This window comes from Allorhizobium sp. nf9_anc (assembly GCF_056323085.1).
Genome location: NZ_CM150481.1, coordinates 3,230,239 through 3,254,329 on the forward strand (window position 1 = coordinate 3,230,239; position 24,091 = coordinate 3,254,329).

Annotated in this window: 22 protein-coding genes; 14 read left to right on the forward strand and 8 right to left on the reverse strand. The window is 62.6% G+C overall.

All coding sequences use genetic code 11. The annotated features are described in order from the left end of the window. The first annotated feature begins 106 nt into the window (after nucleotides 1–106). The 9 genes from AC02Y0_RS15790 to AC02Y0_RS15830 all read left to right on the forward strand — a co-directional run bounded on the left by AC02Y0_RS15790 (nucleotide 107) and on the right by AC02Y0_RS15830 (nucleotide 9,096). Nucleotides 107–850 carry a FadR/GntR family transcriptional regulator gene (locus tag AC02Y0_RS15790; RefSeq protein ID WP_444559371.1) on the forward strand — a complete coding sequence of 248 codons (744 nt, stop codon included), beginning with the start codon at nucleotides 107–109 and terminating at the stop codon, nucleotides 848–850. Between the two features lie 69 nt (nucleotides 851–919). Further along, nucleotides 920–1,825, forward strand: a complete 906-nt coding sequence (gene kdgD / locus AC02Y0_RS15795) for a 5-dehydro-4-deoxyglucarate dehydratase (RefSeq protein WP_476379817.1) — start codon at nucleotides 920–922, stop codon at nucleotides 1,823–1,825. Between the two features lie 17 nt (nucleotides 1,826–1,842). Further along, complete coding sequence (locus AC02Y0_RS15800) at nucleotides 1,843–2,982, forward strand: mandelate racemase/muconate lactonizing enzyme family protein (RefSeq protein WP_476379818.1); 1,140 nt, start codon at nucleotides 1,843–1,845, stop codon at nucleotides 2,980–2,982. Further along, nucleotides 2,979–3,857, forward strand: coding sequence for an amidohydrolase family protein (locus AC02Y0_RS15805; protein WP_476379819.1), 879 nt, complete (start codon nucleotides 2,979–2,981; stop codon nucleotides 3,855–3,857). The genes AC02Y0_RS15800 and AC02Y0_RS15805 overlap by 4 nt, the downstream gene beginning before the upstream one ends. A gap of 61 nt (nucleotides 3,858–3,918) precedes the next feature. Continuing rightward, on the forward strand, nucleotides 3,919–4,893 hold the full coding sequence (locus AC02Y0_RS15810) for a TRAP transporter substrate-binding protein (RefSeq protein WP_476379820.1): 975 nt from the start codon (nucleotides 3,919–3,921) through the stop codon (nucleotides 4,891–4,893). A 65-nt stretch (nucleotides 4,894–4,958) separates the two neighbouring features. Further along, nucleotides 4,959–5,486, forward strand: a complete 528-nt coding sequence (locus AC02Y0_RS15815; protein WP_476379821.1) for a TRAP transporter small permease — start codon at nucleotides 4,959–4,961, stop codon at nucleotides 5,484–5,486. Continuing rightward, entirely contained in the window at nucleotides 5,486–6,766 is a 1,281-nt protein-coding gene (locus tag AC02Y0_RS15820; protein WP_476379822.1) for a TRAP transporter large permease, read from the forward strand. The genes AC02Y0_RS15815 and AC02Y0_RS15820 overlap by 1 nt, the downstream gene beginning before the upstream one ends. Nucleotides 6,767–6,954: 188 nt before the next feature. Next, a complete protein-coding gene (locus AC02Y0_RS15825) occupies nucleotides 6,955–8,007 on the forward strand; it encodes an ornithine cyclodeaminase (protein ID WP_476379824.1) in 1,053 nt (350 codons plus the stop codon). Nucleotides 8,008–8,097: 90 nt separating this feature from the next. Beyond that, nucleotides 8,098–9,096: a sensor domain-containing diguanylate cyclase gene (locus AC02Y0_RS15830; protein WP_476379825.1), complete on the forward strand. Its 999-nt coding sequence runs from the start codon at nucleotides 8,098–8,100 to the stop codon at nucleotides 9,094–9,096. Nucleotides 9,097–9,106: 10 nt separating this feature from the next. Here AC02Y0_RS15830 and AC02Y0_RS15835 read toward each other — a convergent pair whose 3' ends face one another. Genes AC02Y0_RS15835 through AC02Y0_RS15845 form a run of 3 tightly spaced genes read right to left on the reverse strand, consistent with a single transcriptional unit; the run spans nucleotide 9,107 to nucleotide 11,688 of the window. Continuing rightward, nucleotides 9,107–9,664 carry a regulatory protein RecX gene (locus tag AC02Y0_RS15835; protein ID WP_476379826.1) on the reverse strand — a complete coding sequence of 186 codons (558 nt, stop codon included), beginning with the start codon at nucleotides 9,662–9,664 and terminating at the stop codon, nucleotides 9,107–9,109. Between the two features lie 60 nt (nucleotides 9,665–9,724). Further along, the gene (locus AC02Y0_RS15840; RefSeq protein ID WP_054149007.1) at nucleotides 9,725–10,447 is read right to left on the reverse strand and encodes a response regulator transcription factor; all 723 of its coding nucleotides are present in this window, start codon (nucleotides 10,445–10,447) and stop codon (nucleotides 9,725–9,727) included. Next, a complete protein-coding gene (locus tag AC02Y0_RS15845) occupies nucleotides 10,444–11,688 on the reverse strand; it encodes a GAF domain-containing sensor histidine kinase (protein WP_476379827.1) in 1,245 nt (414 codons plus the stop codon). The genes AC02Y0_RS15840 and AC02Y0_RS15845 overlap by 4 nt, the downstream gene beginning before the upstream one ends. Before the next feature lie 257 nt (nucleotides 11,689–11,945). On the opposite strand from AC02Y0_RS15845, the gene AC02Y0_RS15850 reads away from it, so the two are divergent. The 5 genes from AC02Y0_RS15850 (at nucleotide 11,946) to AC02Y0_RS15870 (ending at nucleotide 17,341) form a co-directional block, all read left to right on the forward strand. Beyond that, nucleotides 11,946–12,962, forward strand: coding sequence for an ABC transporter substrate-binding protein (locus tag AC02Y0_RS15850; protein WP_112245892.1), 1,017 nt, complete (start codon nucleotides 11,946–11,948; stop codon nucleotides 12,960–12,962). Nucleotides 12,963–13,048: 86 nt separating this feature from the next. Then, nucleotides 13,049–14,515 carry an ATP-binding cassette domain-containing protein gene (locus AC02Y0_RS15855; RefSeq protein ID WP_476379828.1) on the forward strand — a complete coding sequence of 489 codons (1,467 nt, stop codon included), beginning with the start codon at nucleotides 13,049–13,051 and terminating at the stop codon, nucleotides 14,513–14,515. Then, complete coding sequence (locus tag AC02Y0_RS15860) at nucleotides 14,512–15,459, forward strand: ABC transporter permease (RefSeq protein ID WP_476379829.1); 948 nt, start codon at nucleotides 14,512–14,514, stop codon at nucleotides 15,457–15,459. The genes AC02Y0_RS15855 and AC02Y0_RS15860 overlap by 4 nt, the downstream gene beginning before the upstream one ends. Beyond that, entirely contained in the window at nucleotides 15,456–16,409 is a 954-nt protein-coding gene (locus AC02Y0_RS15865) for an ABC transporter permease (protein ID WP_476379830.1), read from the forward strand. The genes AC02Y0_RS15860 and AC02Y0_RS15865 overlap by 4 nt, the downstream gene beginning before the upstream one ends. 20 nt (nucleotides 16,410–16,429) lie before the next feature. Further along, complete coding sequence (locus AC02Y0_RS15870) at nucleotides 16,430–17,341, forward strand: SMP-30/gluconolactonase/LRE family protein (RefSeq protein ID WP_476379831.1); 912 nt, start codon at nucleotides 16,430–16,432, stop codon at nucleotides 17,339–17,341. Nucleotides 17,342–17,360: 19 nt separating this feature from the next. On the opposite strand, the gene vapC is transcribed toward AC02Y0_RS15870, so the two are convergent. The 5 genes from vapC to AC02Y0_RS15895 form a co-directional block, all read right to left on the reverse strand. Next, nucleotides 17,361–17,771 carry a type II toxin-antitoxin system tRNA(fMet)-specific endonuclease VapC gene (gene vapC / locus AC02Y0_RS15875; RefSeq protein WP_476379832.1) on the reverse strand — a complete coding sequence of 137 codons (411 nt, stop codon included), beginning with the start codon at nucleotides 17,769–17,771 and terminating at the stop codon, nucleotides 17,361–17,363. Further along, nucleotides 17,771–18,001, reverse strand: coding sequence for a type II toxin-antitoxin system VapB family antitoxin (gene vapB / locus AC02Y0_RS15880; protein ID WP_476379833.1), 231 nt, complete (start codon nucleotides 17,999–18,001; stop codon nucleotides 17,771–17,773). Before vapB ends, vapC begins: the two co-directional genes overlap by 1 nt. Before the next feature lie 100 nt (nucleotides 18,002–18,101). Beyond that, the gene (gene atzF / locus AC02Y0_RS15885; RefSeq protein WP_476379834.1) at nucleotides 18,102–19,901 is read right to left on the reverse strand and encodes an allophanate hydrolase; all 1,800 of its coding nucleotides are present in this window, start codon (nucleotides 19,899–19,901) and stop codon (nucleotides 18,102–18,104) included. Next, complete coding sequence (gene uca / locus AC02Y0_RS15890) at nucleotides 19,901–23,437, reverse strand: urea carboxylase (RefSeq protein ID WP_476379835.1); 3,537 nt, start codon at nucleotides 23,435–23,437, stop codon at nucleotides 19,901–19,903. Before uca ends, atzF begins: the two co-directional genes overlap by 1 nt. Further along, entirely contained in the window at nucleotides 23,437–24,090 is a 654-nt protein-coding gene (locus AC02Y0_RS15895) for an urea amidolyase associated protein UAAP2 (RefSeq protein WP_476379836.1), read from the reverse strand. The genes uca and AC02Y0_RS15895 overlap by 1 nt, the downstream gene beginning before the upstream one ends. Nucleotide 24,091 lies beyond the last annotated feature (1 nt).

A 24,091-nucleotide genomic window follows, 5' to 3' on the forward strand; every position in this document is an offset into this window, starting at 1 on the left:
CCTTACCCGGTCAATATCGTAGACCTTGGGGGGCTACAGGCTGGCCAAAGCAGGCGCAAGCATGGAATATTTGCAGCCGGGGCGTTTCGAAGACGGGGAAGTACGGATGGCATTGCAAGCAAGGAACGAAGCGGGCGCGGGCACCCTGGTGCAGAGACTTGGCGATACGCTGAGAAAGGCGATCGGTGCCGGCCAGTTTCCGCCAGGCAGCAAGCTGCCGAGCGAAGCCCAGCTGTCGGAAGCCCATGGCGTGTCGCGCACCGTCGTGCGCGAGGCAATTGCGTCGTTGCGGGCCGACCGGCTGGTTGAGGCCCGCCAGGGCGCCGGCGTTTTTGTGCTCACCCCTCAGGAGCCGACGCCCGCCCCCTTGCTGATCGGCAATGTGGATCCGGCGCGTGTTTCGTCCATGATTGAACTCCTGGAGCTCAGAACTGCCGTCGAGGTCGAGGCTGCAGGCCTCGCCGCATTGCGACGCTCCCCCGCCCAGGAAGAAGTCATTCTTGAACGGCATTATGCCATTCGGGCCTGCCTTGAGGCCGGACAATCGACCACGGAAGCCGATTTCGCCCTGCATCTTGCCATCGCCGAGGCAACCAACAATCCGCGCTTTCGCGAATTTCTGGCCATGATCGGCAAGAATGTCATCCCTCGCGCCGCCCTCCGCGACGAGGACAGCGAAGAGGATCAATCGGCCTATCTGCGCCTGATCGACGCCGAACATGCCGATATCGTCGAGGCCATTTCGATCGGAGACGAGGACGCTGCGCGTGATGCCATGCGCCGGCACCTGCGGGGCAGCCAGGGCCGCTATCGCGCGCTTTTGCGAGAGCAGCGCCAACCTGTACGATAACATTTGACATAGGCACCATGAATACGTATGACAACTTGGCCGGAGGAGGCCAAGAGAGGACATTCGAACATGACGCCGCAAGACATCAAGGCCGCGCTCGGCGCCGGCCTTCTCTCCTTCCCTGTCACGCATTTTGACGATGCAGGGAATTTCAAGTCCGACAGTTATGCCGAGCATGTGCATTGGCTGTCTGGTTTTGATGCACCGGTGCTGTTTGCAGCCGGCGGCACGGGAGAGTTCTTCTCGCTGACGCCATCTGAGGTTCCGCGTGTCGTTGCCGCCGCGAAGGAGGCCGCCGGCAAGACGGCAATCGTGTCAGGCTGCGGCTATGGCACCGAGATCGCCATCGAGATCGCTCGCTCCGTCGAAAAGGTCGGCGCCGATGGCATCCTGCTCCTGCCACACTACCTGATCGACGCGCCGCAAGAGGGCATGTACCAGCACGTCAAGCGCATCTGCCAGTCCGTCGGCATCGGTGTCATGGTCTATAATCGTGACAATTCGGTTCTCGGCGTCGAGACGCTGCAGCGCCTGTGCGACGAATGCCCCAACCTGATCGGTTTCAAGGATGGCACGGGCGATATCGGTCTCGTGCGCCAGATCACCGCGACGATGGGCGATCGGCTCACCTATCTGGGCGGCATGCCGACAGCAGAACTCTTCGCCGAGGCCTATCTCGGGGCCGGCTTCACGACCTATTCGTCTGCCGTGTTCAACTTCGTGCCCGGTCTCGCTGTAGACTTCTACAAGGCGCTGCGTGCCGGCGAACGCGAGCGCTGCGAGACGATCCTCAAGGACTTCTTCTATCCGTTCATGGCCATCCGCAGCCGACGCAAGGGTTATGCGGTCTCGGCCGTGAAGGCCGGCGTGCGTCTGCAGGGCTTCGCAGCCGGCAAGGTGCGCCCTCCGCTCGATGACCTGACGGCGGAAGAAGAAGAAATGATGGCCAAGCTTATCGCGCCGTGGAAGCGCTGAGCAAAGGACGCGCAGACATGAAGATCGCAGAGGTTCGCACCCATCTTCTCGAGCACAGGCTCTCGGTCCCGTTCCAGAGCGCTTCCATGCGCTTTGATCGGCGGGCGCATGTACTCGTGGAGATCATCTGCGACAACGGGTTGACGGGCTGGGGCGAATGCCTCGGTCCGGCCCGGCCGAATGCTGCGGTGGTTGCGGCCTATCGCAACTGGCTGATCGGCATGAACCCTCTGGAGACCGAAAAGATCTGGGCGGTGCTCTATAACGCCCTGCGCGACCAGGGCCAACGTGGTCTGACGCTGACCGCGCTTTCCGGCATCGACATCGCGCTCTGGGATATCAAGGGCAAGCATTTCGGCGCATCGGTGTCGACGCTGCTCGGTGGGCGCTTCCGCGAAAGCGTGAAGGCCTATGCCACGGGTAGTTTCAAGCGCGACGGTGTCGACAGGGTCGAAGACAACGCGAATGACATTGCACTCTATCGCTCGCAGGGTTTCCACGCCTCCAAGATCAAGGTCGGCTTCGGAATCGAGGAAGATCTGCGCGTGATCCGGGCTGCCCGCGACGCCGCGGGTTCGGACATGCGGCTGATGGCGGATGCCAATCACGGCTACGGCGTTCTGGAAGCCGTCGAATTCGGTCGCCGGGCGGCAGACTATGGCCTCGACTGGTTCGAGGAACCTGTCGTCCCCGAACAGCTTGCCGCCTATCGCGAAGTGCGGGCCAAACAGCCGATCCCGGTCGCGGGCGGCGAAACCTGGCACAGCCGCTGGGGCATGAAGGAGCCGATTGAGACCCGGGCGATCGACATCGTGCAGCCGGATCTCGCTGGCGTCGGCGGGTTCACAGAGGCAAAACGCGTAGCCGATCTCGCCGCGCTGCATGGCGTGCGCCTAGTGCCACATGTCTGGGGTACAGCCGTCCATATCGCAGCGGCACTGCAGTTCATCGCGGCGATGGTGCCGGATCCCGTCCGCGTCAATCCGATCGAGCCGATCCTGGAATTCGACCGCACAGACAATCCGTTCCGCCAAGCTGTCATCCAGACGCCGATCGAACACGAGAACGGCGTGGTCAGCATCCCCAACGCTCCCGGGCTTGGCATCGAGATCAACCGCGATGCCCTGCAGGAATTCAAGATGAAGGACGAGGCATGAGCCTGATCCGCCCCCTCTCCGGTCGCAAGCCTGCAATCGCCCTGCCCAAGGGTGCGATCGACACGCAGATGCATGCCTATCTGCCTGGCTATCCTGCTCTTCCCGGCGGGCCCGGCCTTCCAGCCGGTGATCTGCCGACACCCGAACAATATCGCCAATTCATGGACTGGATCGGCATCGATCGCGTCATCGTCACGCAGGGCATGGCGCATCAGCTTGATAATGCAAACCTGGTCGCCTGCCTTGAGCAGTTAGGTGATATCGCCTGGGGCATCGCAGCGGTCGATGCCACCACCAGCGAAGCCGAGCTCGACCGCTTGTCTGCGGCCCGCGTCCGTGGCGCGCGCATCATGAACCTGCCGGGTGGTGCTGCCAATCTGACCAAGCTTGAAGAGGTGGACGCGATCGCCGCCAGCCGCGACTGGATGATCGCCATCCAGTTCGATGGCAGTGACATCCTCGACTACGAGGTGCGGCTCTCAAAACTGAAATCCCGCTGGGTGCTCGACCATCACGGCAAGTTCTTCTGTGGCGTCACGCCCGACAGCCAGCAGGTCAAGGCCACCAAGCGGCTGATCGACGGCGGTCGCTGCTGGTTCAAATTCGCCGGCGCCTACGAGTCCTCGAAGACAGGCGGGCCTGACTTCGACGACGTTGCGGCCGTCGCCCGCGATATCGCGGCCCACGCGCCCGAACGCATCGTCTGGGGATCCAACTGGCCGCACAATCTGGCGCGCGCACAGGCCGACTACCCCGACGATGCTGACCTTGCCGACACCGTACTCGGCTGGCTGCCCGACGAGGCTGCCCGCCAGCTCGCGCTCGTGGACAATCCGACAGAACTTTTCGGCATCGCGCCTTCAGGAGACCGATAGCCGGACTGCAATCCGCCGGAACGGGAGGTTTCGGCGGTTCAATCAAAGAGGAGGAAGACCAATGAAAACTGCCGCAATGCTCAGCCTCGCGATGGGGCTCACCCTCGGCGCAGGCGCTGCCTTCGCCCAGGAAATCACCCTGCGCTCCGCCGACATCCATCCGGACGGTTATCCGACGGTCGATGCCGTGAAATTCATGGGCAATCTTGTCAAGGAACGCACCAATGGCCGCATCGCCATCCAGGTGATGAACAATGCCGCGCTCGGCACCGAGAAGGACACGATCGAGCAGACACGCTTTGGCGTCATCGACATGAACCGCGTCAACAGCGCGCCGTTCAACAATCTTGTGCCGGAAACGGTCGTCTTCGGCCTGCCCTTCCTTTTCCGCGACACCGAGCACATGCATAAAGTGGTCGATGGCGAGATCGGCGACGAAGTGCTGGCTGCCTTTGAACCGCATGGCCTGATCGGACTTGCCTTCTACGATTCCGGCGCCCGCTCCTTCTACTCCACCAAGAAGCCGATTCAGAGCCTCGCCGACCTCAAGGGTATGAAGGTCCGCGTTCAGCAGTCCGATCTCTGGATCGCGATGATGGAAGCCTTTGGTGCGAACCCGACGCCGATGCCCTTCGGTGAAGTTTACTCGTCGCTGGAAACCGGCGTCGTGGACGCAGCCGAAAACAACTGGCCGTCTTATGAATCCTCGCGTCACTTCGAGGTTGCCAAGAACTACACGCTGACCGACCATTCGCTGACGCCGGAAATCCTCGCGATCTCGAAGGTGACCTGGGACAAGCTGACACCGGAAGACCAGAAGGTCATCCGGGAAGCTGCCAAGGAATCCGTCGGCAAGATGCGTGAACTGTGGCAGGCCCGCGAAAAGGCATCGGAAGAGAAGATCCGTGCATCCGGTGCAAACATCATCACCGTCGACAAGGCAGAGTTCGTCGCCGCCATGCAGCCGGTCTACGACAAGTTCGTCACCGATCCGAAGATGAAGGATCTCGTCGAGCGCGTTCGCGCCGTCAAGTGAGACAACAGACCGGCCGCATCCACGATGCGGCCGGTTTTTTCTTATTCTGGATTTCGGAGGGATCCATGTTGCGTTTCATGCGGGCCATCAGGCCCGGCCTACACTGGCTGAGCCTCGCCTGCCTCTATCTGGCCGGTATCGGCGTGGTCCTGATGACCGTGATCATCGGTTGGCAAGTCTTCGGTCGCTACGTCCTCAACGATACCCCGAGCTGGTCGGAGCCGCTTTCGCTGCAGCTGATGTCCTGGTTCATTCTGCTGGGGGCTGCCGTCGGTGTGCGCGAAAGCGTGCATCTCGGGCTCGACATCGTGCGCTACAACATGGCGCCCCGCGTCCAGCGCCTGATGGATCTGATCAGCCTTGGCCTCATCTCCGGCTTCGGGGTCGCCATGTCCTACTACGGCGCGCAACTGGCGGCCGGCACCTGGACCGCACGGATCCCGGTTCTCGGATGGCCCGGCGGGATCGACTTCATCCCGCTCATCGTCGGCGGGGCCTTGATCTCCATTTTTGCGCTGGAACGCTTCATCGACACGCTGATCGCGCCCGCTGCGGTGGTCGCTGACGACGTGGCCAAGGCCGAGGTAATCTGATGGCTTATTCGATCCTCTTCGGCACCTTCGCGATCCTGATGGTCCTCGGCATGCCCATCGCGTTCTGCCTTGGCATCGCGTCGTTTGCCACGGTGCTCTATCTCGGCATTCCGCCGATCGTGATTTTCCAGCAGCTCAATTCCGGTATGAACGTGTTTGCCATGATGGCGATCCCGTTCTTCATCTTCGCGGGCGATCTGATGGTCCGCGGCGGGATCGCCTTCCGGCTGGTCCGCTTCGCGTCGGGTTTCGTCGGCCACATGCGCGGCGGCCTCGGACAGGTCAACATCGTATCCTCGACCCTGTTCGGGGGCATTTCGGGCTCGGCCGTGGCCGACGCTTCGGCGATCGGTGGTCTCATGGTCCCGCAGATGGCGGCTCGCGGCTACGACCGCGGTTATGCCGTCAACGTCACGATCAGCTCGGCCCTGATCGCCCTGTTGATCCCGCCGTCGCACAACATGATCCTCTATTCGATCTCCGCGGGTGGTACCGTCTCGGTCGCGGACCTGTTCACGGCCGGCATTATTCCGGGCATCCTGCTGACCATCGCCCTGATGATCACGGCCTATGTCGTGGCACGCAAACGCGGCTATCCTGCCGAGCCTTTCCCGGGTTTCGGCAAGCTGCTGATCTTCTTCTTCGCCGCTCTGCCAGGATTACTGCTGATCGCGATCATCTTCGGCGGCGTCCGCTCTGGCGTGTTCACGGCCACCGAGAGTTCATGCATCGCCGTCATCTATGCCTTCCTCGTCGCCGTCTTCGTTTATCGCGAGCTCGACTGGAGCGGCTTCGTCGAGGCGATCCTGGGGGCCGTGAAAACGACCTCGCTTGTTCTGCTCGTCATCGGCATGGCCGCCGCCTTCGCCTGGCTGATGTCGTTCCTGCAGGTCCAGCTGACGCTCATCCAGGTGGTCAAGTCGATCTCGGACAATCCGATGGTCGTGCTGCTTCTGATCACCGTGGCGCTTCTGGTGCTCGGCACCTTCATGGACATGGCGCCACTGGTTATCATCACGACGCCCGTCTTCCTGCCGATCGTCCAGGCCTTCGGCATCGATCCGGTGCATTTCGGTGTGATCATGATCCTGAATGCCGGCATCGGGCTAATCACGCCGCCCGTCGGAACCGTGCTCTTTGTCGGCTGCGCCGTCGGCAAGATCTCGATACGGGAAGCCATGCAGACCATATGGCCGTTCTTCGGAGCCTGCGTCGTGGTGCTGCTGATGGTCACCTTTATCCCGGAACTCTCGCTCTGGCTTCCGGCACAGTTCAAGTGATCCTCCGTCCTCCCCGAAGAGGATCCTTCGACAGGGGCTTCGGCCCCTGTCTTTCTTTGCGCTGACACTATGCGCGAAGCCTCATCGCAATTTGCACATCAAGCTGCGCAAACTGACAGATTATCGCCGTTTCGATTGTGCCTGAGCCTCGCTAGACTGGCTGCACCTTCCTTTTCAACCGGTGGATCATGACAGCGCCAGCCCCTTCGGACAAAGCCCTCGTCCCCTTCGTCAGCGTCGAGAACATGATGCGGCTCGTGCATCACATCGGGATCGAGCGTGTGCTCACCGAACTCACTGACGTGATCGAAGCCGATTTCCGCCGCTGGGCTCTGTTCGACAAGACTCCGCGTGTCGCCTCGCATTCGCGGGAAGGCGTGATCGAACTGATGCCGACCTCGGACGGCGAGATCTATTCGTTCAAATATGTGAACGGCCATCCGAAGAACATGGCGGAGGGCCTGCAGACGGTCACTGCCTTTGGCCTGCTCGCCGATGTCTCGACAGGCTATCCAGTCCTATTGACCGAGATGACCCTGCTGACGGCGCTGAGAACAGCGGCAACGTCCGCCATGGCAGCGCGCCATCTGGCACCGAAAGGTGCGACCACCATGGCGATGATCGGCAACGGAGCCCAGGCGGAGTTTCAGGCGCTGGCGATGAAGGCGGTGCTGGGGATCACCCATATCAGGCTCTTCGACATCGATCCAAAAGCAACGGAGAAGACCCGGCGCAATCTTGAGGGCTCCGGCCTGCAGGTCACGGCCTGCGCTACGTCACAGGCCGCGATCGAAGGTGCGCAGATCATCACCACCTGCACCGCAGACAAGCAGTATGCCACCATCCTGACGGACAACATGGTCGGCGCCGGTGTGCATATCAACGCGATCGGTGGCGACTGCCCCGGCAAGACCGAGCTGCATCGCGACATCCTGTCCCGCGCCGACACCTTCGTCGAATACCCGCCGCAGACGCGGATCGAGGGCGAGATCCAGCAGATGGATCCCGACTACCCAGTCACCGAGCTCTGGCAGGTGGTGACAGGCGAGGTCGAGGGGCGGCGGAGTGACAAGCAGATCACGCTGTTCGACAGTGTCGGCTTTGCGATCGAGGACTTTTCGGCCTTGCGATACGTGCGCGAGCGGGTTCGCGGGACCGCCTTCTTCCAGTCTGTCGACCTGATCGCCGATCCGGACGATCCGCGCGACCTGTTCGGCATGCTCCAGCGGGCCAAGGACTGATGCCCCCACGATTCAGGGGGTTCCTGGCGAATTTAAGCCGACGGAAATATTTGCGGTCTAGTGTCCTCGACATCGGAGGAGCCCGATCGGATGAATGAAGTCGAACGCCTGAACATTCTCAATCAGTACGGCATTCTCGACACGCCGCATGAAGAGCCTTTCGAACGGATCGCCGCTCTGGCGCGCCTGATCTTCGACGCGCCGATCGTGCTGATCTCGCTGGTCGATGACAAGCGCCAATGGTTCAAGTCGAATATCGGCCTGGATGTCCGCGAGACACCGCGCGAGCACGCCATATGCAACGAGACAATCTGCAGCGACGACGTTCTGGTTATTGCGGACGCAAGGCACGACATCCGAACGGCGAAAAACCCATTCGTCACGGGAACTCCGCATGTGGCGTTTTATGCAGGCGCTCCGCTGGTGACCTCCGAGAAAGCACGTCTCGGCTCACTCTGCCTCATGGATCGTGAACCGCGACACTTCGACGACCGGCAAATGGCGATCCTGCAATCGCTTGCAGCGCTGGTGATGCGGGAGATGGAGCTCAGGCGCCAGATCGATCAGGACTGGCTCACCGGCGCCACATCTCGCATGGCTTTCCATGGAACTTTGGAGAGGCTTGTCGAACGTATGACACGTCCGTCGATCGGCCTGATCAGCTTTGACATCGACCACTTCAAGCAGATCAATGACCGGTTCGGCCATCTGGCTGGCGATCGGGTGCTGGTCGAGGTTGTGGAGGTCTGCCGGGGCGTCTTGCGCGATGGCGACGTTATCTCGCGGATGGGAGGCGAGGAATTCGCCGTTCTCCTGCCCGGGGCAACTCCCAAGAGTGCGCTTGCCGTCGCCGAGCGGCTGCGGCAGGCCATCGAGACCTCTCGGCGGCCAGAGGTGGATGCGCCGGTCACTGCAAGTTTCGGCGTCACCATGCTCGAGCAGAGCGATCTGGGCCTCGCAGATCCGTTGCGTCGCGCCGACGAGGCTCTCTATCGTTCCAAGGGGAACGGCCGCAATCAGGTCACCTGTTCATGGGCCATGCCAGCGGAGATTAGGCCCGGCGGCATGAGTAGGCAGTCTGCTCTGTAGGCAGTCCCGTTCACGCCGGCCCGAGGAGAATGTCCTCGGCTTCTTCACGGTCCATGTCGAGCACACGCTTGGCCAGATCGAAGCCGAAACCCTGGCGGGCGAAGGACGCGATCTCCTTGCTCCAGCGGGCGTCGTCGGCTTCCACATCCGGCCGGCGGAAGGGCCCAAAAGCCTTCTTGCGCGCATAGACGACAGCGGAGCGAAAATCATCCGCGTCCACGAGGACGGCCTCGACGATACTGCGTTCCACACCCTTCTCAGCCAGCTTGCGGGCAATCGCACGCTTGGAGCGACCGCTGCGTGCCGCTGAATTCGCCCGGATCTCGGCATAGTTCTGGTCGTCCAGCGCCTTCATGCTGCGACCAAAGGCAAGGGCCGTCTCTGCCAGCGCATTCAGCTGCGCCTCGCTGATGTCCTCGAACTTGCTGCGCGCCTTGCGCCTGATGGCGTCGGCGAGTTCGCGTTCGGTCATCATGCGCTTGGCGAGCCGGTAGGCAGCCGAGTTCTTGGCCCAGGCCAACATGCGTGGCGTTGGCTGATCTTCAGTGGCTTTCGACGGTTCGTCCATTGCCCCGGTCTCCCAACTTCGCGGGCGATCGTCAACAGCCATCTGAACCCCTTGGATGGATCAATGAGACCGCAGCCACTCCGCAAGCTCGGCTTCCGCGCGCTCCAGGGCGCTGTAGTTCAACAGCTTGCGCAAAAGCGCGACCGTCACCGCCCTTGCCCGCAGATTGAAGCGCCCCTCGTCGCTATCCTCGACCGACATCTGGTAGACGCCGAGTTTTTCGTAGAGCTGCTGAAGGCGGTTCTGGACGCTGCGGATCGACAAGCCACGACGGCGGGCGATCGTGCGGTCTGTGAGGCCGAGCGCGATGTCGACGAGGATCTCATATTCGCTGTCGCTGAAGCCACGCACCTGGCCAAGGCTCTTCTGCTGCATGCCGCGCACCTCGCGGTCGATGACGCATTGCGCCTCGACGAAAATGCTGCGGAGCGCGAGTTTCAGGCGCTCGTCGGAAGCCGATTTGAGTACGTAGCCATAGGCCGCCCCATCCGGCACGATGCGAGAGACGCCGCGCACATAGGCCTCGTCGGAATAGTTCGACCAGAAGAGAATGCGTGTATCGGGTCGTTCCTTCCAGATTGTGCGCGCCGCCTCGATGCCGTTGCGGGCGTTCATCTGCAGGTCCATGACGACATGGGCGGACTTGTGGTCGCGGGCCAGGCGCTCGCCTTCCGCCCCATTGCCGGCTTCGATGACCTTGTCGCATTCGGGAAGGGCGGCACAGACGGCCTCCAGCAAATAGGACCTATGCAGCGGATCGTCTTCGACGATGAGAACCTTCACTTGGATTCCTCCAGCAATCCAGCCTTGGCGAGGGTAAGCGGCATCTGCACGCGCATTACTGTCCCTTTGCCCTCGCGCGCCGTGCCCAGCGTCAGCTTTGCGGAAATCAGCCGCGCCCGCGTCACCATATTGTCGATCCCGCCGCCGGCGCTGCGATCCGAGCGGGAAAGCCCCTGCCCGTCATCGGCCACCTCGATCGTCAGGGCATGTGCCGTACTCTTCAACTTCAACTCCAGGACATTTGCCTGAGCATGGCGCACGGCGTTGTTGATGGCTTCCTGCGCAATCCGGAACAGGGCGATGCGGACAGACTGGTCGATGGTGTCGATCAGACCGTCCGTGTCGTCGCTGAGGCTCCAGGCAAGCTGGGAGCCGTGATCGCGCACGGCACGGTCGAGATGGTTCTCGATGGCGTGGGCAAAACCGAAGAGCTGAAGCACCGAGGGCTTAGCCTCCTCGATGATTTCGCGAAGATCCTGCATGCAATGCTGCAGGCCGCGTCCGACCTGCTCCAGCGCCTCGCCCTTGACCTCGCCTTCCTGCATCAGGCGGTCAATACGCCGCGACAGGCGGGTGAGGTCGGCGAGCGTCTGGTCGTGCAGATCCATGCCGATGCGCTGCCGTTCGCGTTCCAGCGCTTCCGTCAGGCTCAAGGCACCGGCACGCAGCCCCTCCTCGCGGGCCCGCGCCTCGGCTTCGACGATCGCTGATTGTTTGGCCTGTTCGGCGGCTCTCAAGGCAAAGAAATAGGGCGCCAGCAGATCGGCGATCGACTGGGCATTGGCCACGTCCTGCTCGGTATAGAAACCGACCGCATGCGACGAGCAACTGAGCGCACCGATAACCTCACCGCGCACCTTGAGCGGCACATGGAGACGGCTGCGCAGATTGTGCTCGAAGATCGGGCGGGTGAAGGGCGTGTCGACGTGGTAGCGCGTCTCCTGCTGCGCATCATCCGTCAAAAGGAAGTCGATCTCGCCCCAGAGGAGGGTGCGGATCGGGCTGCTCTCTACGGGAGCCGGCGTGGTCTGGCCCCAGAAGGTATCGAGGCCGGTTTCATAGGCCGTGTGGTAGAGGCCGTTGACCATGGTGATGCAGACATCGAGGTGGTCATGTGGGACAATATGCGATACTTCAACGCCCACGGCCTTGATGGCCGAGCGGAAATCGAGTTGACCGGCCAGGAGCCGCGAAATGCCGAGATAGTGATCGAGCAGCGCTGACGGCGCGATCTTGAGCATGATGTCCTCCCCGCGACCACTCCCACGGCCGCATCTCTCCATAACACATCTCGATAGGGTGGTCGTCCTGCGGGATCCCGCAGGACTTTGCGTAATTCCCGCAAACGTCCTGCCGTCCCCAACCTGTACAGGCCTCGCCGTTCGATCCATCCTGATCCTGCCGAGAAGAGGAACTCGGCGGGGAATTCAGACCGGGCCACGTCCGGCTGTTTGGAGGAAACCGGCGCCAAGAGTGCCGGACAACAGGGAGTGAGATCATGAAGACCAGCAGATACCTTCTGGCGAGCGCGGCACTGTGCCTTATCGCCACATCCATGCCCGCAATGGCCGATACCTCGGCCAAGAAGATTGCCCTTTCGAACAACTATGCCGGCAATTCCTGGCGCCAGGCCATGCTGACCAGCTGGGAAAAGGTCACCGGTGAGGCCGTGAAGGCCGGACAGGTCGCAGCCGCCGACGCCTTCACGACAGCCGAAAACCAGGCGACCGAACAGGCAGCCCAGATCCAGAATATGATCCTGCAGGGCTATGACGCGATCGTCATCAACGCCGCTTCGCCCACGGCACTCAACGGCGCCGTTAAGGAAGCCTGTGACGCCGGCATTACCGTCGTTTCCTTCGACGGTATCGTCACCGAACCCTGCGCCTGGCGCATCGCCGTCGACTTCAAGGAAATGGGCCGCAGCCAGGTCGAATATCTCTCCGGCAAGCTGCCGCAGGGCGGCAATCTGCTCGAGATCCGCGGCCTGGCCGGCGTCTTCGTCGATGACGAAATCTCGGCCGGCATCCATGAAGGCGTGAAGCAGTTCCCGCAGTTCAAGATCGTCGGCTCCGTGCATGGCGACTGGGCGCAGGACGTGGCGCAGAAGGCCGTCGCCGGCATTCTGCCGAGCCTGCCGGAACTCGTCGGTGTCGTGACCCAGGGTGGCGATGGCTATGGTGCCGCCCAGGCGATTGCGGCTGCCAACCGTCCGATGCCTGTCATCGTCATGGGCAACCGCGAGGACGAGCTGAAGTGGTGGAAGGAACAGAAGGACGCCAACAAGTATGAGACCATGTCGGTCTCGATTGCGCCCGGCGTTTCCACACTTGCCTTCTGGGTCGCCCAGCAGATCCTCGACGGCAAGGAAGTGAAGAAGGACCTCGTCGTTCCCTTCCTGCGCATCGACCAGGACAACCTCGAGGCCAACCTGGCCAACACCCAGGCCGGCGGTGTCGCCAATGTCGAGTATTCGCTCGAAGACGCCCAGAAGGTGATCGCGTCCGCCAAGTGATCGAACGGAACCCTCCCCGGACCGTCCGGCCTTCGGGCCGGGCGGGATGGGGAACCCTTGGCGCATGAGTGAGAGAGTTGTTCAGGATGAATGCCATGCTCGATAAGGGCGATGGACGGCCCGTCGTCAGCGTTACTGATGCGAGAGTGAGTTTCGGCGCAGTGAAGGCGCTCGACGGCGTCACGCTGGAGATCGGCGCTGGAGAATGCGTCGGCCTTGTTGGCCATAATGGCGCCGGCAAATCCACCATCGTCAATGTCATCAATGGCGGGCTCAGCCCGCATGAGGGGACCATCCGATACGGTCACGGCAGCGGAGGCCATAGCATCAACGCTGCGCGCGAGGCCGGTATCCGTTGCGTCTTCCAGGAACTGTCGCTCTGCCCGAACCTGACGATCGTGGAAAACACCCGCGTCATGCATCGCAGCCTGAAAGGCTGGGGCTGGCGCAAGCGGGGGGCAGCCCTGATCGAGAGCAAATTGCAGGAAATCTTCCCAGGCCATTCGATAGACTGCCATGAGGCCGTCGGCACTTTGACCATCGCGGAACGCCAGATGGTGGAGATCGCGATCACCTTCTGCGATATCGGCAGTCCCGTCCGTCTCGTCATCCTCGACGAACCGACATCGTCGCTCGATGCGCGGCTTGCCGAGCAACTGCTCGCCTATGTGGAGCGCTTTGTCCGCGATGGTGGGTCGATCCTGTTCATCTCCCATATTCTCGGCGAGATACTCTCGGTCTCCAGCCGCATCGTCGTCATGAAGGACGGCAGGGTGGTCAGCCAGAGGCCGGCCGAGGAATTTTCAGAACACGGCCTGATCGAGGCCATGGGCAGCGTGGTGAAGACGCGAGAGGCCCGCACGCACTTGCAACGGACGGATACGGCCAGTGTGCTGACCGCAGCGCCGGTGCGTGGGCGCGGGCTCCCCTTCCAGGCAATGAAGGGTGAAATCGTCGGTTTCGCCGGTCTCGGAGGGCACGGCCAGACCGACATGCTGGTCGGCCTCTTCGAATCCCGAACCGGCAACTGGCTGCGGGCTGATAACCCCGAAGTCGCCTTCGTCGCCGGCGACCGTGCCGTCAACGGCACCTTCACGCTGTGGAGCATTCTTCGAAACCTCAGCATCGGCATCCTGCCGGATCTGTCGCGGCTGCAGACCCTGGATTTCGATCGGGAGGAGACGCTGGGCCAGACCTGGAAGGAGCGGATCGGCATCCGCACTCCCGACATGGACAATCCCATCCTGTCGCTCTCCGGCGGAAACCAGCAGAAGGTTCTGTTCGCCCGGGCGCTGGCCAGCCGCGCACCCGTGGTTCTGATGGACGACCCGATGCGCGGCGTCGACTTCGGCACCAAGCAGGAGGTTTATGCAATCCTGCGTCAGGAGGCGGACGCCGGGCGGACCTTTGTCTGGTACTCGACCGAGATGGACGAGGTCTGCCTCTGCGATCGCGTCTATGTGTTCAACAACGGCATGATCGTTGCCGAACTGAAGGGCGACGAGGTGACAGAAGAAAACATCCTCTCCGCCTCCTTCCAGGAGGCCGCATGACGAAGTTCTTCTCCGCCGACGGGTTGCGCCTGCTGATCCCGGCCCTTTCGCTGGTCGGGCTGCTGGCTGCGGTCTTCTATCTCCAGCCGCGAGCCATGAGCTATACGGGGCTCAACCTGCTGTTCAATCTGGCCGTCCCGATCGCACTCGCCACCATTGCGCAGATGCTGATCATGACGGTCAACGACCTCGATCTGTCGATGGGCACCTTTGTCAGCTTCGTCGCCTGCGTGACGGCGACCTTTCTGCAGTCGTCTCCCCTGCTGGGCGTCCTCATTCTGATGGCAGCGATCGGCGTCTATGCCCTGATCGGTGTGATGATCCATCTTCGGGATCTGCCCTCGATCGTGGTGACGCTCGGCATGAGTTTCGTCTGGGGTGGGCTTGCGGTTCTGATCCTGCCGGCGCCCGGCGGTGAGGCACCCGGCTGGATCCGTGCGATCATGACGGTCAAGCCGCCGCTGCTACCCATGGCGATCGTCGCCAGCATCCTGATCGCCGTTATCAGCCACTATGTCATCATGCGCTCGTCCTTCGGCGTCGTCTTGCGCGGGGTGGGCGGCAATAGCCGCTCGGTTGCCCGGGCCGGATGGTCGATCATCGGAGCACGGGCGGCCGTCTATGGTTTCGCCGGCTTCTTTGCAGTGCTCGCCGGCATGGCGCTGGTGGGGCTCACCACCTCGGCGGACGCCAATATCGCGCTGCGCTATACGCTGCTCTCGATCGCCGGTGTCATTCTCGGCGGCGGTGAATTCGTCGGCGGGCGCGTCTCGCCGATCGGTGCTGTTATCGGTGCACTCACCCTGACACTGGCCGGCTCCTTCCTGTCCTTCCTGCGGATCTCGCCGGACTGGCAGATTGGCGCTCAAGGGGCGATCCTGATCCTTGTCTTAACGCTGCGTCTTGCCCTCAATCGCGCCGAAGGCCGGAAGGGCAAGTCATGACCCAAGCACTCTCCACACTCTTCTCCCGGACCTGGATCTGGTCCTTTATCGCGGCCGCCAGCGTCTTCCTCGTCACCATTGTCTTCACGGGCGGGGCGAGCACCGTCGGCCTCGCTCAGGCGGCCCTCACCTTCGGGGCCTTCTCGGTGCTGGTCGGCCTCGGCCAGATGCTTGTGATCACGCTCGGCCCCGGGAATATCGACCTCTCGGTTCCCGCCAACATGACGCTTGCCGCAACCGTCTCGCTCAAGGTGATGAATGTCGAGAACAGCATGATCCTGACCGGGCTTGTCGTTGCCATCGGTGTCGGGATCGCGATCGGCATCGGCAACTATGCGCTCATCAAGCTGCTCCGCATTCCGCCGATCATCGCAACGCTGTCGATGAGCTTCATCGTTCAATCGACGGCGATCTGGACAAACCGGGGCTTGCGCATCAAGCCGCCAAGCTGGCTTGCCGACTTCACGACCTCCTCGACTGTGGGCATCCCCAATGTCGCGCTTGTTGCTTTGGTACTCTCCGCGCTCGTCTGGTATGTGATCAATCGCACCGTCTATGGGCGCTCGATCGCCGCGATCGGTCAGAGCATCCGCGCCGCCCGCATGGCCGGCATCCCGATCGACGGCACGCGACTGGTCACCTACCTGCTCTGCGCCGTGCTCGCCTCCCTCTGCGGCTATCTGCTTGCCAGCTTCTCTGGTGGTGCGGCGCTCAATATGGGCACGGAATATCTCCTGATGTCGATCGCCGTCGTCGTTATCGGCGGCACGGCGGTTGCCGGAGGCAATTCGAATGTTCCGGGGATATGGGGCGCCTCGCTCTTCATGTTCCTTGTGGTTTCGATGCTGAATACCTACGGTTTTGGCGCAGGCATCCGCCTCATTCTCACCGGTCTCATCATCATCGCCGTCATCATGCTGCCGACCACGCGCAGCGCCGGCAAAACCTGAAGCCCTGCCAGGATCGTCCCATGGAAAACCCGCATTACGAGATCCGTGACCCCCGCTTCTGCGACTTGCTCGTGTCCAGCGCCGGCCTGGATGAACTTTACACCGGCTGCCGATGGGCCGAGGGTCCCGTCTGGTTCAACGATGGCGGCTATCTGCTGTTCAGCGATATTCCGAACGAGCGCGTGTTGCGCTGGATCGAGGGGGCCGGCATCTCGGTCTATCGCGCGCCGTCGCAGTTCATCAACGGCAATACGCGCGACCGCGAGGGACGGCTCGTGTCCTGCGAACACGGCGGGCGTCGCGTCATCCGTACCGAGATCGACGGGACGATCGCGACGCTTGCCGATCGCTACGAGGGCAAGCGGCTGAACTCACCCAACGACGTGGTGGTCAAGTCCGACGGCAGCGTCTGGTTCAGCGACCCGTCCTACGGCATCCTCTCCGACTACGAAGGCTACAAGGCCGACGAGGAACAGGCGAGCCGCAATGTCTACCGGCTCGAACCTACCACCGGCGAACTCACCATCGTGGTCGACGACTTCCTGCAGCCGAACGGGCTTTGCTTCTCGCCCGACGAGACGTTGCTCTACGTCGCCGATTCCGGCGCCAGCCACAAACCGGATGCGCCGCGCCATATCCGTGTGTTCGATGTGACAGATGGCAAGCGGCTGACGAATGGTCGCGTCTTTGCCCATATCGACAAGGGCATTCCCGACGGGATGCGGACGGATGCGGATGGGAACCTCTGGTCGAGCGCTGCCGATGGCGTGCACTGCTTCCATCCCGATGGCACGCTGCTCGGCAAGATCCTGGTGCCGCAGGCCGTCGCCAACCTGACCTTCGGCGGGCCACGCCGGAACCGCCTGTTCATCACCGCTTCGACCTCGCTTTATGCGATCTATACCGCGACGCGGGGCGCGCAGATGCCCTGAGGGGTAAGTAGCTGGAAGGTCACGGCGCGCTTGTTGCCCAGTCTTCGACGCGAAGCCCCGGGACACGGTCGAATTCCCGACGGTTGTTGGTCACGATGATCAGCCCACGCGAGCGGGCGTGGCCCGCGATCATCTGGTCATAAGGGCCAATCGGTGTGCCGGACTTCGCCAATTCTGCTCGCAATTGGCCTGTGTGACTGGCAGCGATCTCATCGTATGGGAGAACATCGAGGCGCGCTGCGAAACCCTCGACAACAGCCAGGTTGCGTTCCGGTGACGCGGATTTCTCCGCTCCGTAAATCAGCTCCATCAGGCTCACAGCGCTGATGCACATCTGACCATGATGCCGGTTGAACACCTCGCGCATATGAGCGGGACGGTTCTTCACCGTGAAGATGCAGATGTTCGTATCGAGCATGTATTTGAGCATCAGAGCGCTTCCCGCTCTTGCTCTCCTGGCTGGTCGCGATCGGTCATGAAGTCATGGGGCGCGGCCTCGCCCTCGAACCAGTTGTCCCAGATTTCTCCTGCAGGCGCGATGATCCGGGTCCGTCCCACGGCGACGATATCGACGCGCTTCACATCATCCGGCAAGGCGACCGCCTTCGGCAGCCGGATCGCCTGGCTGCGATTACTCTGAAAGACTGCACCCTTTTCCATATCCCAACGCCCTCGCCATATACCACGGACATATCCCACATCCTGGCATGGATGCGGGATATGTCAACGGGATATACGCCGGCCGCAGGACAACTGCCGATCACTTCCCCGACGCGATATAGGCGCGCCAGCCGCCGAGATCAGTTACCTCATGCGCGCCCACTATGGCGTAGGGCTCGCAGAGGAAGCCGGAGACTTGGGCGCCGTCGTCCAGCGTGACCTTACCGATACCGAGCGGTGCGGGGATGTTCTGGACGAAGCGGCCGAAGGCTGCGGGCGTTACCTTCCAGACTTCCACCTCAAGCCCCTTGCCGGCAAAACCCGGTTCGCGGATCAGGCCCGGCTTGGGCGGCGTGGTGTTGGGCAGGACGAAGAGGCGGTAGTCGCCGGCGGTGCGGCAAGTCTTCACCAGCTTGCCGCCGGGGCCTGTCAGTTCGTGGTTGAGCGGCATGCCGGTCAGATGCGCGCCGACGACCATGATCGTGACGAGGCCATCATCGGGTTCGGCAACCTTCGAGGCTTCCGGCAGGACTGCAGTCTTGTCCTTGCCCATGCCGCAGGCGCAAGCGCGGTGCATGGCGTCGGCAAAGGGGGCTAGCGCATCGTCGGAGAAGGAGGGGCCAAAGAAGGTGACACCGCTTGGCAGGCCATCCGAACCGAAGCCGCCGGGCACGGCGATAGCTGCGTAACCGAAGAGATTGGCGAAGTTGGTGTAACGCCCGAAATGGCTGTTCTTGACGATCGGGTCTGCCAGCATCGCCTCGACCGTATAGGTCGTCGGCGATGTCGGCAGCATCAGGACGTCGAGCTTTTCCCATTCGACAAGCGCCTTCTGGCTGAGATGGCCGAGCTTATATTGGCCCTCGAAAGCCGCGACCGCGTCGTAGGCCTTCGCGCCTTCGATGATGGTGCGCACCGTCGGGTCAAAATCATCGGCATTGGTGCCGATGAACTCCTTCACCGCTGCGAGACGCTCGGCGACCCAAGGGCCGTTGTAGAGCAGTTCGGCGGCCTGGCGGAACGGCGCGTAGTCGAAGGGGACGATCACAGCGCCGAGCGACTTTGCCCGCTCGATTGCCTGATCGTAGAGGGCTTCAACGGCCGCGTTGCCGAAGAACTCGCGCTCGGCACCTTCAAGCACGCCGATGCGCAGGCCTGAACCCGGCAGGGCCACTGGCGACGCCTTGCGGGAATAGGGATCACCGGCGTCATAGCCGTCCATGACCTTGCGGATCGCGACGCCATCGCCGACGGTCGCGGCAAAGACCGTCACGACGTCGACGCTGCGGCAGGCCGGCACGACGCCGACATTCGGCACGAGGCCAGGCGTCGGCTTGATGCCAACGAGGTTGTTGAAGGCGGCGGGCACGCGGCCGGAACCAGCGGTGTCCGTGCCCAGCGCAAAGCTCGCCAGCCCCGCCGCGACCGTGACGGCAGAACCGGACGATGAGCCGCCGGAGACATAGGCCTTGTCGAAGACGGAGCGCGGCGCACCATAAGGAGACCGCGTGCCGTTGAGGCCTGTCGCAAACTGGTCGAGATTGGTCTTGCCGATGACGAGGGCGCCGGCGGCCTTCAGTCTGGCAACGACCGTTGAGTCCATCTCCGGCTGGTAGGCGAAGGCAGGGCAGGCTGCAGTGGTCGGCAGGCCGGAGACATCGATATTGTCCTTGACTGCAAAGGGCACGCCCCAGAGCGGCAGACTGTTCGGCACCGGCGCGCGTTCCATCAGGGCCTTTGCGGCTGCCCGCAAGTGATCATCCGGCGTCTGCGTGATGAAGACCGCCGGATCGTCCGAAGCCTTGCGGCGGGCGATCACCTCTTCGACGAGGTCGAGCGGGGTCAGCCCGCTGGCATAGGCGGCCTTGAGCGAAGCAAGATCGAGAATAGTCGGCAGCATTACAGATCCTCCAAGATGACCAGGACATCGCCGGCCTTGACGTTGCGCCCCGGCCCGGCACGCAGATCTCGGACGCGGCCGGCGGCATGGGCGGCGACGGTGATTTCCATTTTCATCGACTCGATGATGGCAAGCGTATCGCCAGCCTGCACGGACTGGCCTTGCTCGACCAGCAGTTTCCAGACATTGCCGGGCACAGCACTTTCCACCCCGAAGCAGCCTTCGGGGATATCGCCGCCGAGGCTGACGCCTGCGCCGTCATCGACCTGGAACGAGTCGAGCCCTTCGTCCTTCCAGCGCTTTCGCTCTGCCTCGAAGGCCGCCTGCTGTCCCTGCTTGAAGGCGCCGATGCTGTCTGCATTGCGAGCAAGCTCTGCCTCGTAGTCGGCATAGGAGAAGGTGCCCTCCTCGATCCGGATCGGATAACCGCCATGCGGGAAGGCCGCGCGGGCCTCCGTCAGCTCTTCATGGCTCACCGGGAAGAAGCGGATCTGGTCGAAGAAATCGAGCAGCCAGGGCTTGCCCTTGGCGAAGACATCCGTCTGCCGCCAGGTGTTCCAGACCTGGATCGTGCGGCCGAAGAGCTGATAGCCGCCCGGCCCTTCCATGCCATAGATGCACATATAGGCACCGCCGATGCCGACGGCGTTTTCCGGCGTCCAGGTGCGGGCCGGATTGTACTTCGTCGTCACCAGCCGGTGGCGCGGATCGATGGGCGTTGCAACCGGCGCGCCGAGATAGACATCGCCGAGGCCCATCACGAGATAGGAGGCGTTGAAGATCGTATCCTTCACCGCCTGCTCGTCGGGGAGCCCGTTGATGCGGCGGATGAACTCGATGTTCGATGGGCACCACGGCGCGTTGGGGCGCACGAGTTCCTGATACTTGCGCATGGCCAGTTCCGCATCCGGATCGTTCCAGGAGAGCGGCAGCCAGACGGTCCGGCTCGGTACCTTGACGGCGGAGACCGGAAGCAGGCTCTTCTCGATCTCGGCGAGGGCGGCAAGAAGTTTTGAGCGCGACAGCGTGGTGCTGTCGTAGTGGATCTGCAGCGAGCGGATGCCGGGTGTCAGATCGATGAGGCCCTGAAGTTTTGCCTCCTTCACCGCCTGCATCAGCAGATGCACGCGCATGCGGATGCCGATGTCGAGCTGCATCGGGCCGTATTCGACCAGCAGATTATCGTCACCCTGGCGGCGATAGACGACAGGCACGCTGCCTGCCTCAGTCGCTCCGATCACTGCCGACCCGGCTGCTTCGGATATGCGCTTGACCGTCGGTCCCGCCAGCGGATCGATTGCGCGGGCCACGGCATGGAATCGGATCTTATCCCCCGGCTTGAATTGACCCATCTTCCACTGCTCGTCGCGGGCGATCACTGCCGGGCAGACGAAGCCGCCGAGGCTTGGGCCGTCGGGGCCAAGGATGATCGGCATGTCGCCGGTGAAATCGATGGCGCCGATCGCATAGGCGTTGTCATGCAAGTTGGAGGGATGAAGCCCCGCCTCGCCGCCATCCTCGCGCGCCCATTTGGGGGCCGGGCCGATCAGGCGGACACCTGTGCGCGCCGAGTTGAAATGCACCTCGTAAGGCGTCGAGAACAGGGTCTCGATATCCTCCTCCAGGAAGAAGTCGGGCGCGCCATGCGGACCGTAGAGCACGCCGACGGACCATTCGCGGGTCAGTTCAGGCGGCTGGGTTGCCGGCAGGACATCGGTCTGGCTACGGCGGGCCAGGCGCAAGACATGGCCTGCGCGCAGTGTGCCGGTGGCATTGCCGCCGAATTGGCCGAGGCCGAAGGTGGCGCGGGAGCCCATGACCAAGGGGGCATCGAAGCCGCCGGAGACCGCCAGATAGGCGCGTTGACCGGCACCGGCAATGCTGCCGATGGCCAGCGTCTGGCCGGCCTTGACCTGGACCGCCTGATCATGGGGCAGCTCGACGCCGTCGAGCTTCATCGGCATCACCGCTCCGGCAAGCGCAATCACGGTATCGGAGAAGAATTTCAGCATCGGCCCCGAGACGGTGAGTTCCAGAGCCGCCGTGTGATCGTGGTTGCCGACCAGCCGGTTGGCGTGGCGGAAGGAGCGTTCGTCCATCGGGCCCGATGGCGGCACGCCGACATGCCAGAGACCCAGACGGCCCGGCAGTTCCTGCAGGCTCGACTGCGCGCCGGGGGCGATGACCTCGACGACATCGGGCACGAAGGCGAAATCCTTGAGCGCCGTGGTCGCGACATCGCCGCTGCGGAACAGATCGGAGGCGGCGATCGCCTTCAGGTATTCAAGATTGGTCTCGATACCGGCAAGCGAGGTTTTTTCCAGCGTGGAGGAGAGCGCCGCAATGGCCGTATCGCGATCCGCGCCCGAGACGATCACCTTGGCGAGCATGGGATCATAGAAAGGCGTGACTTCGGTTCCCGTCTCCACCCAGCCATCGACGCGAATGCCGTCGGGGAAGACCACCTCGGTCAGCAGGCCGGCACTTGGGCGGAAACCGGCATGGGGCATTTCGGCATAGAGACGCGCTTCGATCGCGGCACCCCTTGGCACGAGGTTTTCCTTGCCGGTCAGCACGTCTTCGCCGGCTGCCTGACGGATCATCCATTCGACGAGATCAACACCAAAGACGGCTTCCGTCACCGGATGCTCGACCTGCAGTCGCGTGTTCACCTCCAGAAAATAGAATTCTTCGCGGGCGGGATCATAGATGAATTCGACCGTCCCGGCGGAGGCGTAGGCCACCTGCCGGCCGAGCGATACGGCTGCCGCATGCAGGCGCTGGCGCACGGCATCGGACAGCCCCGGGGCAGGAGTTTCTTCGATCACCTTCTGGTTCCGGCGTTGTAGCGAGCAGTCGCGCTCGCCGAGCGCAATGACCCTGCCCTTGCCGTCGCCGAAGATCTGCACCTCGACATGGCGGGCCTTGGAGACGAAGCGTTCGAGATAGACGCGGGCATCGCCGAAACTGGATTTTGCCGTGCGCTGGACCGTGTCGAAGGCTGCGGCCAGGGCTTCGGCGCTATCGCAGAGCTGCATGCCAATGCCGCCGCCGCCGGCTGTCGACTTCAGCATCACCGGATAGCCGATCTCCTCAGCTACGGAGAGAGCCTCTTCCCGGCTGTCGAGCAGGCCGGAGCCGGGCAACAGCGGCACGCCGCTCGCCTTGGCCAGTTCGCGCGCCGTGTGCTTGAGGCCGAAGGCGGAAATGTTGTCCGACGTCGGACCGATGAAGGTGATGCCTTCCGCCTCCAGCCGCTCGGCAAAGCCGATGTTCTCCGAGAGAAAGCCATAGCCGGGATGAACGGCTTGCGCACCCGTCTGACGGCAGGCGGCAATCACGGCGTCGACGTTGAGGTAGCTTTCGCTGGCGGGTGCGGGGCCGAGGCGCACCGCCTCGTCGGCCATGAGCACGGGTTTCGAAAAGCGGTCGGCATCGGAATAGACCGCAACGCTTGCGATCCCCATTTTTTGCAGCGTCTTGATGACGCGCACGGCGATTTCGCCGCGATTAGCAATCAGAACCTTTTTGAACATCAGACTGCCTCGTCGTCCCAGACGAGCACCCGGATCGGGGTCGGATCGAAGCCATTGCAAGGGTTGTTGATCTGCGGGCAATTGGAGATGACGAGCAGCACATCCATCTCCGCCTTCAGCTCGACATAGTCGCCGGGGGCGGAGATGCCGTCGACGATTGTCATCTCGCCTGAAGGTTCGATCGGCACGTTCATGAAGAAGTTGATGTTCGGCACAACGTCGCGCTTGCTCATGCCATGTTTGGAAACCTCGATGACGAAGTTGTCGCGGCAGGCATGCAGGTATTTCGTGTAGTGGCCGAAGCGGACCGTGTTGCTTTCACAGGAGCAGGCGCCGGCAGAGGTATCGTGCCGGCCACAGCTGTCGGCGGTCACCGTCAACATCACCCGGCCTTCGTTGGAGATCACCTTGGTGCCGGTCGAGATATAGGCCGCCCCCTGTTCGCGCATGGTGTCCTGGCTCGAATAGCGCTCGGAGAAATCATGGGCATTGTAGAAGAGCGTATCGACGGCCTGCTGGCCATAGCTGTCCTCGATGCGCACCACCTGACCCTTTTTGATAAAGCTCGAGAAGGGCGCTTCGGCAGCGATATAATGATCCTGCGCGGTGTTGGAGAGTGTGCGGGCGGGAGAGGTCTGGATGAAACTGGTCATG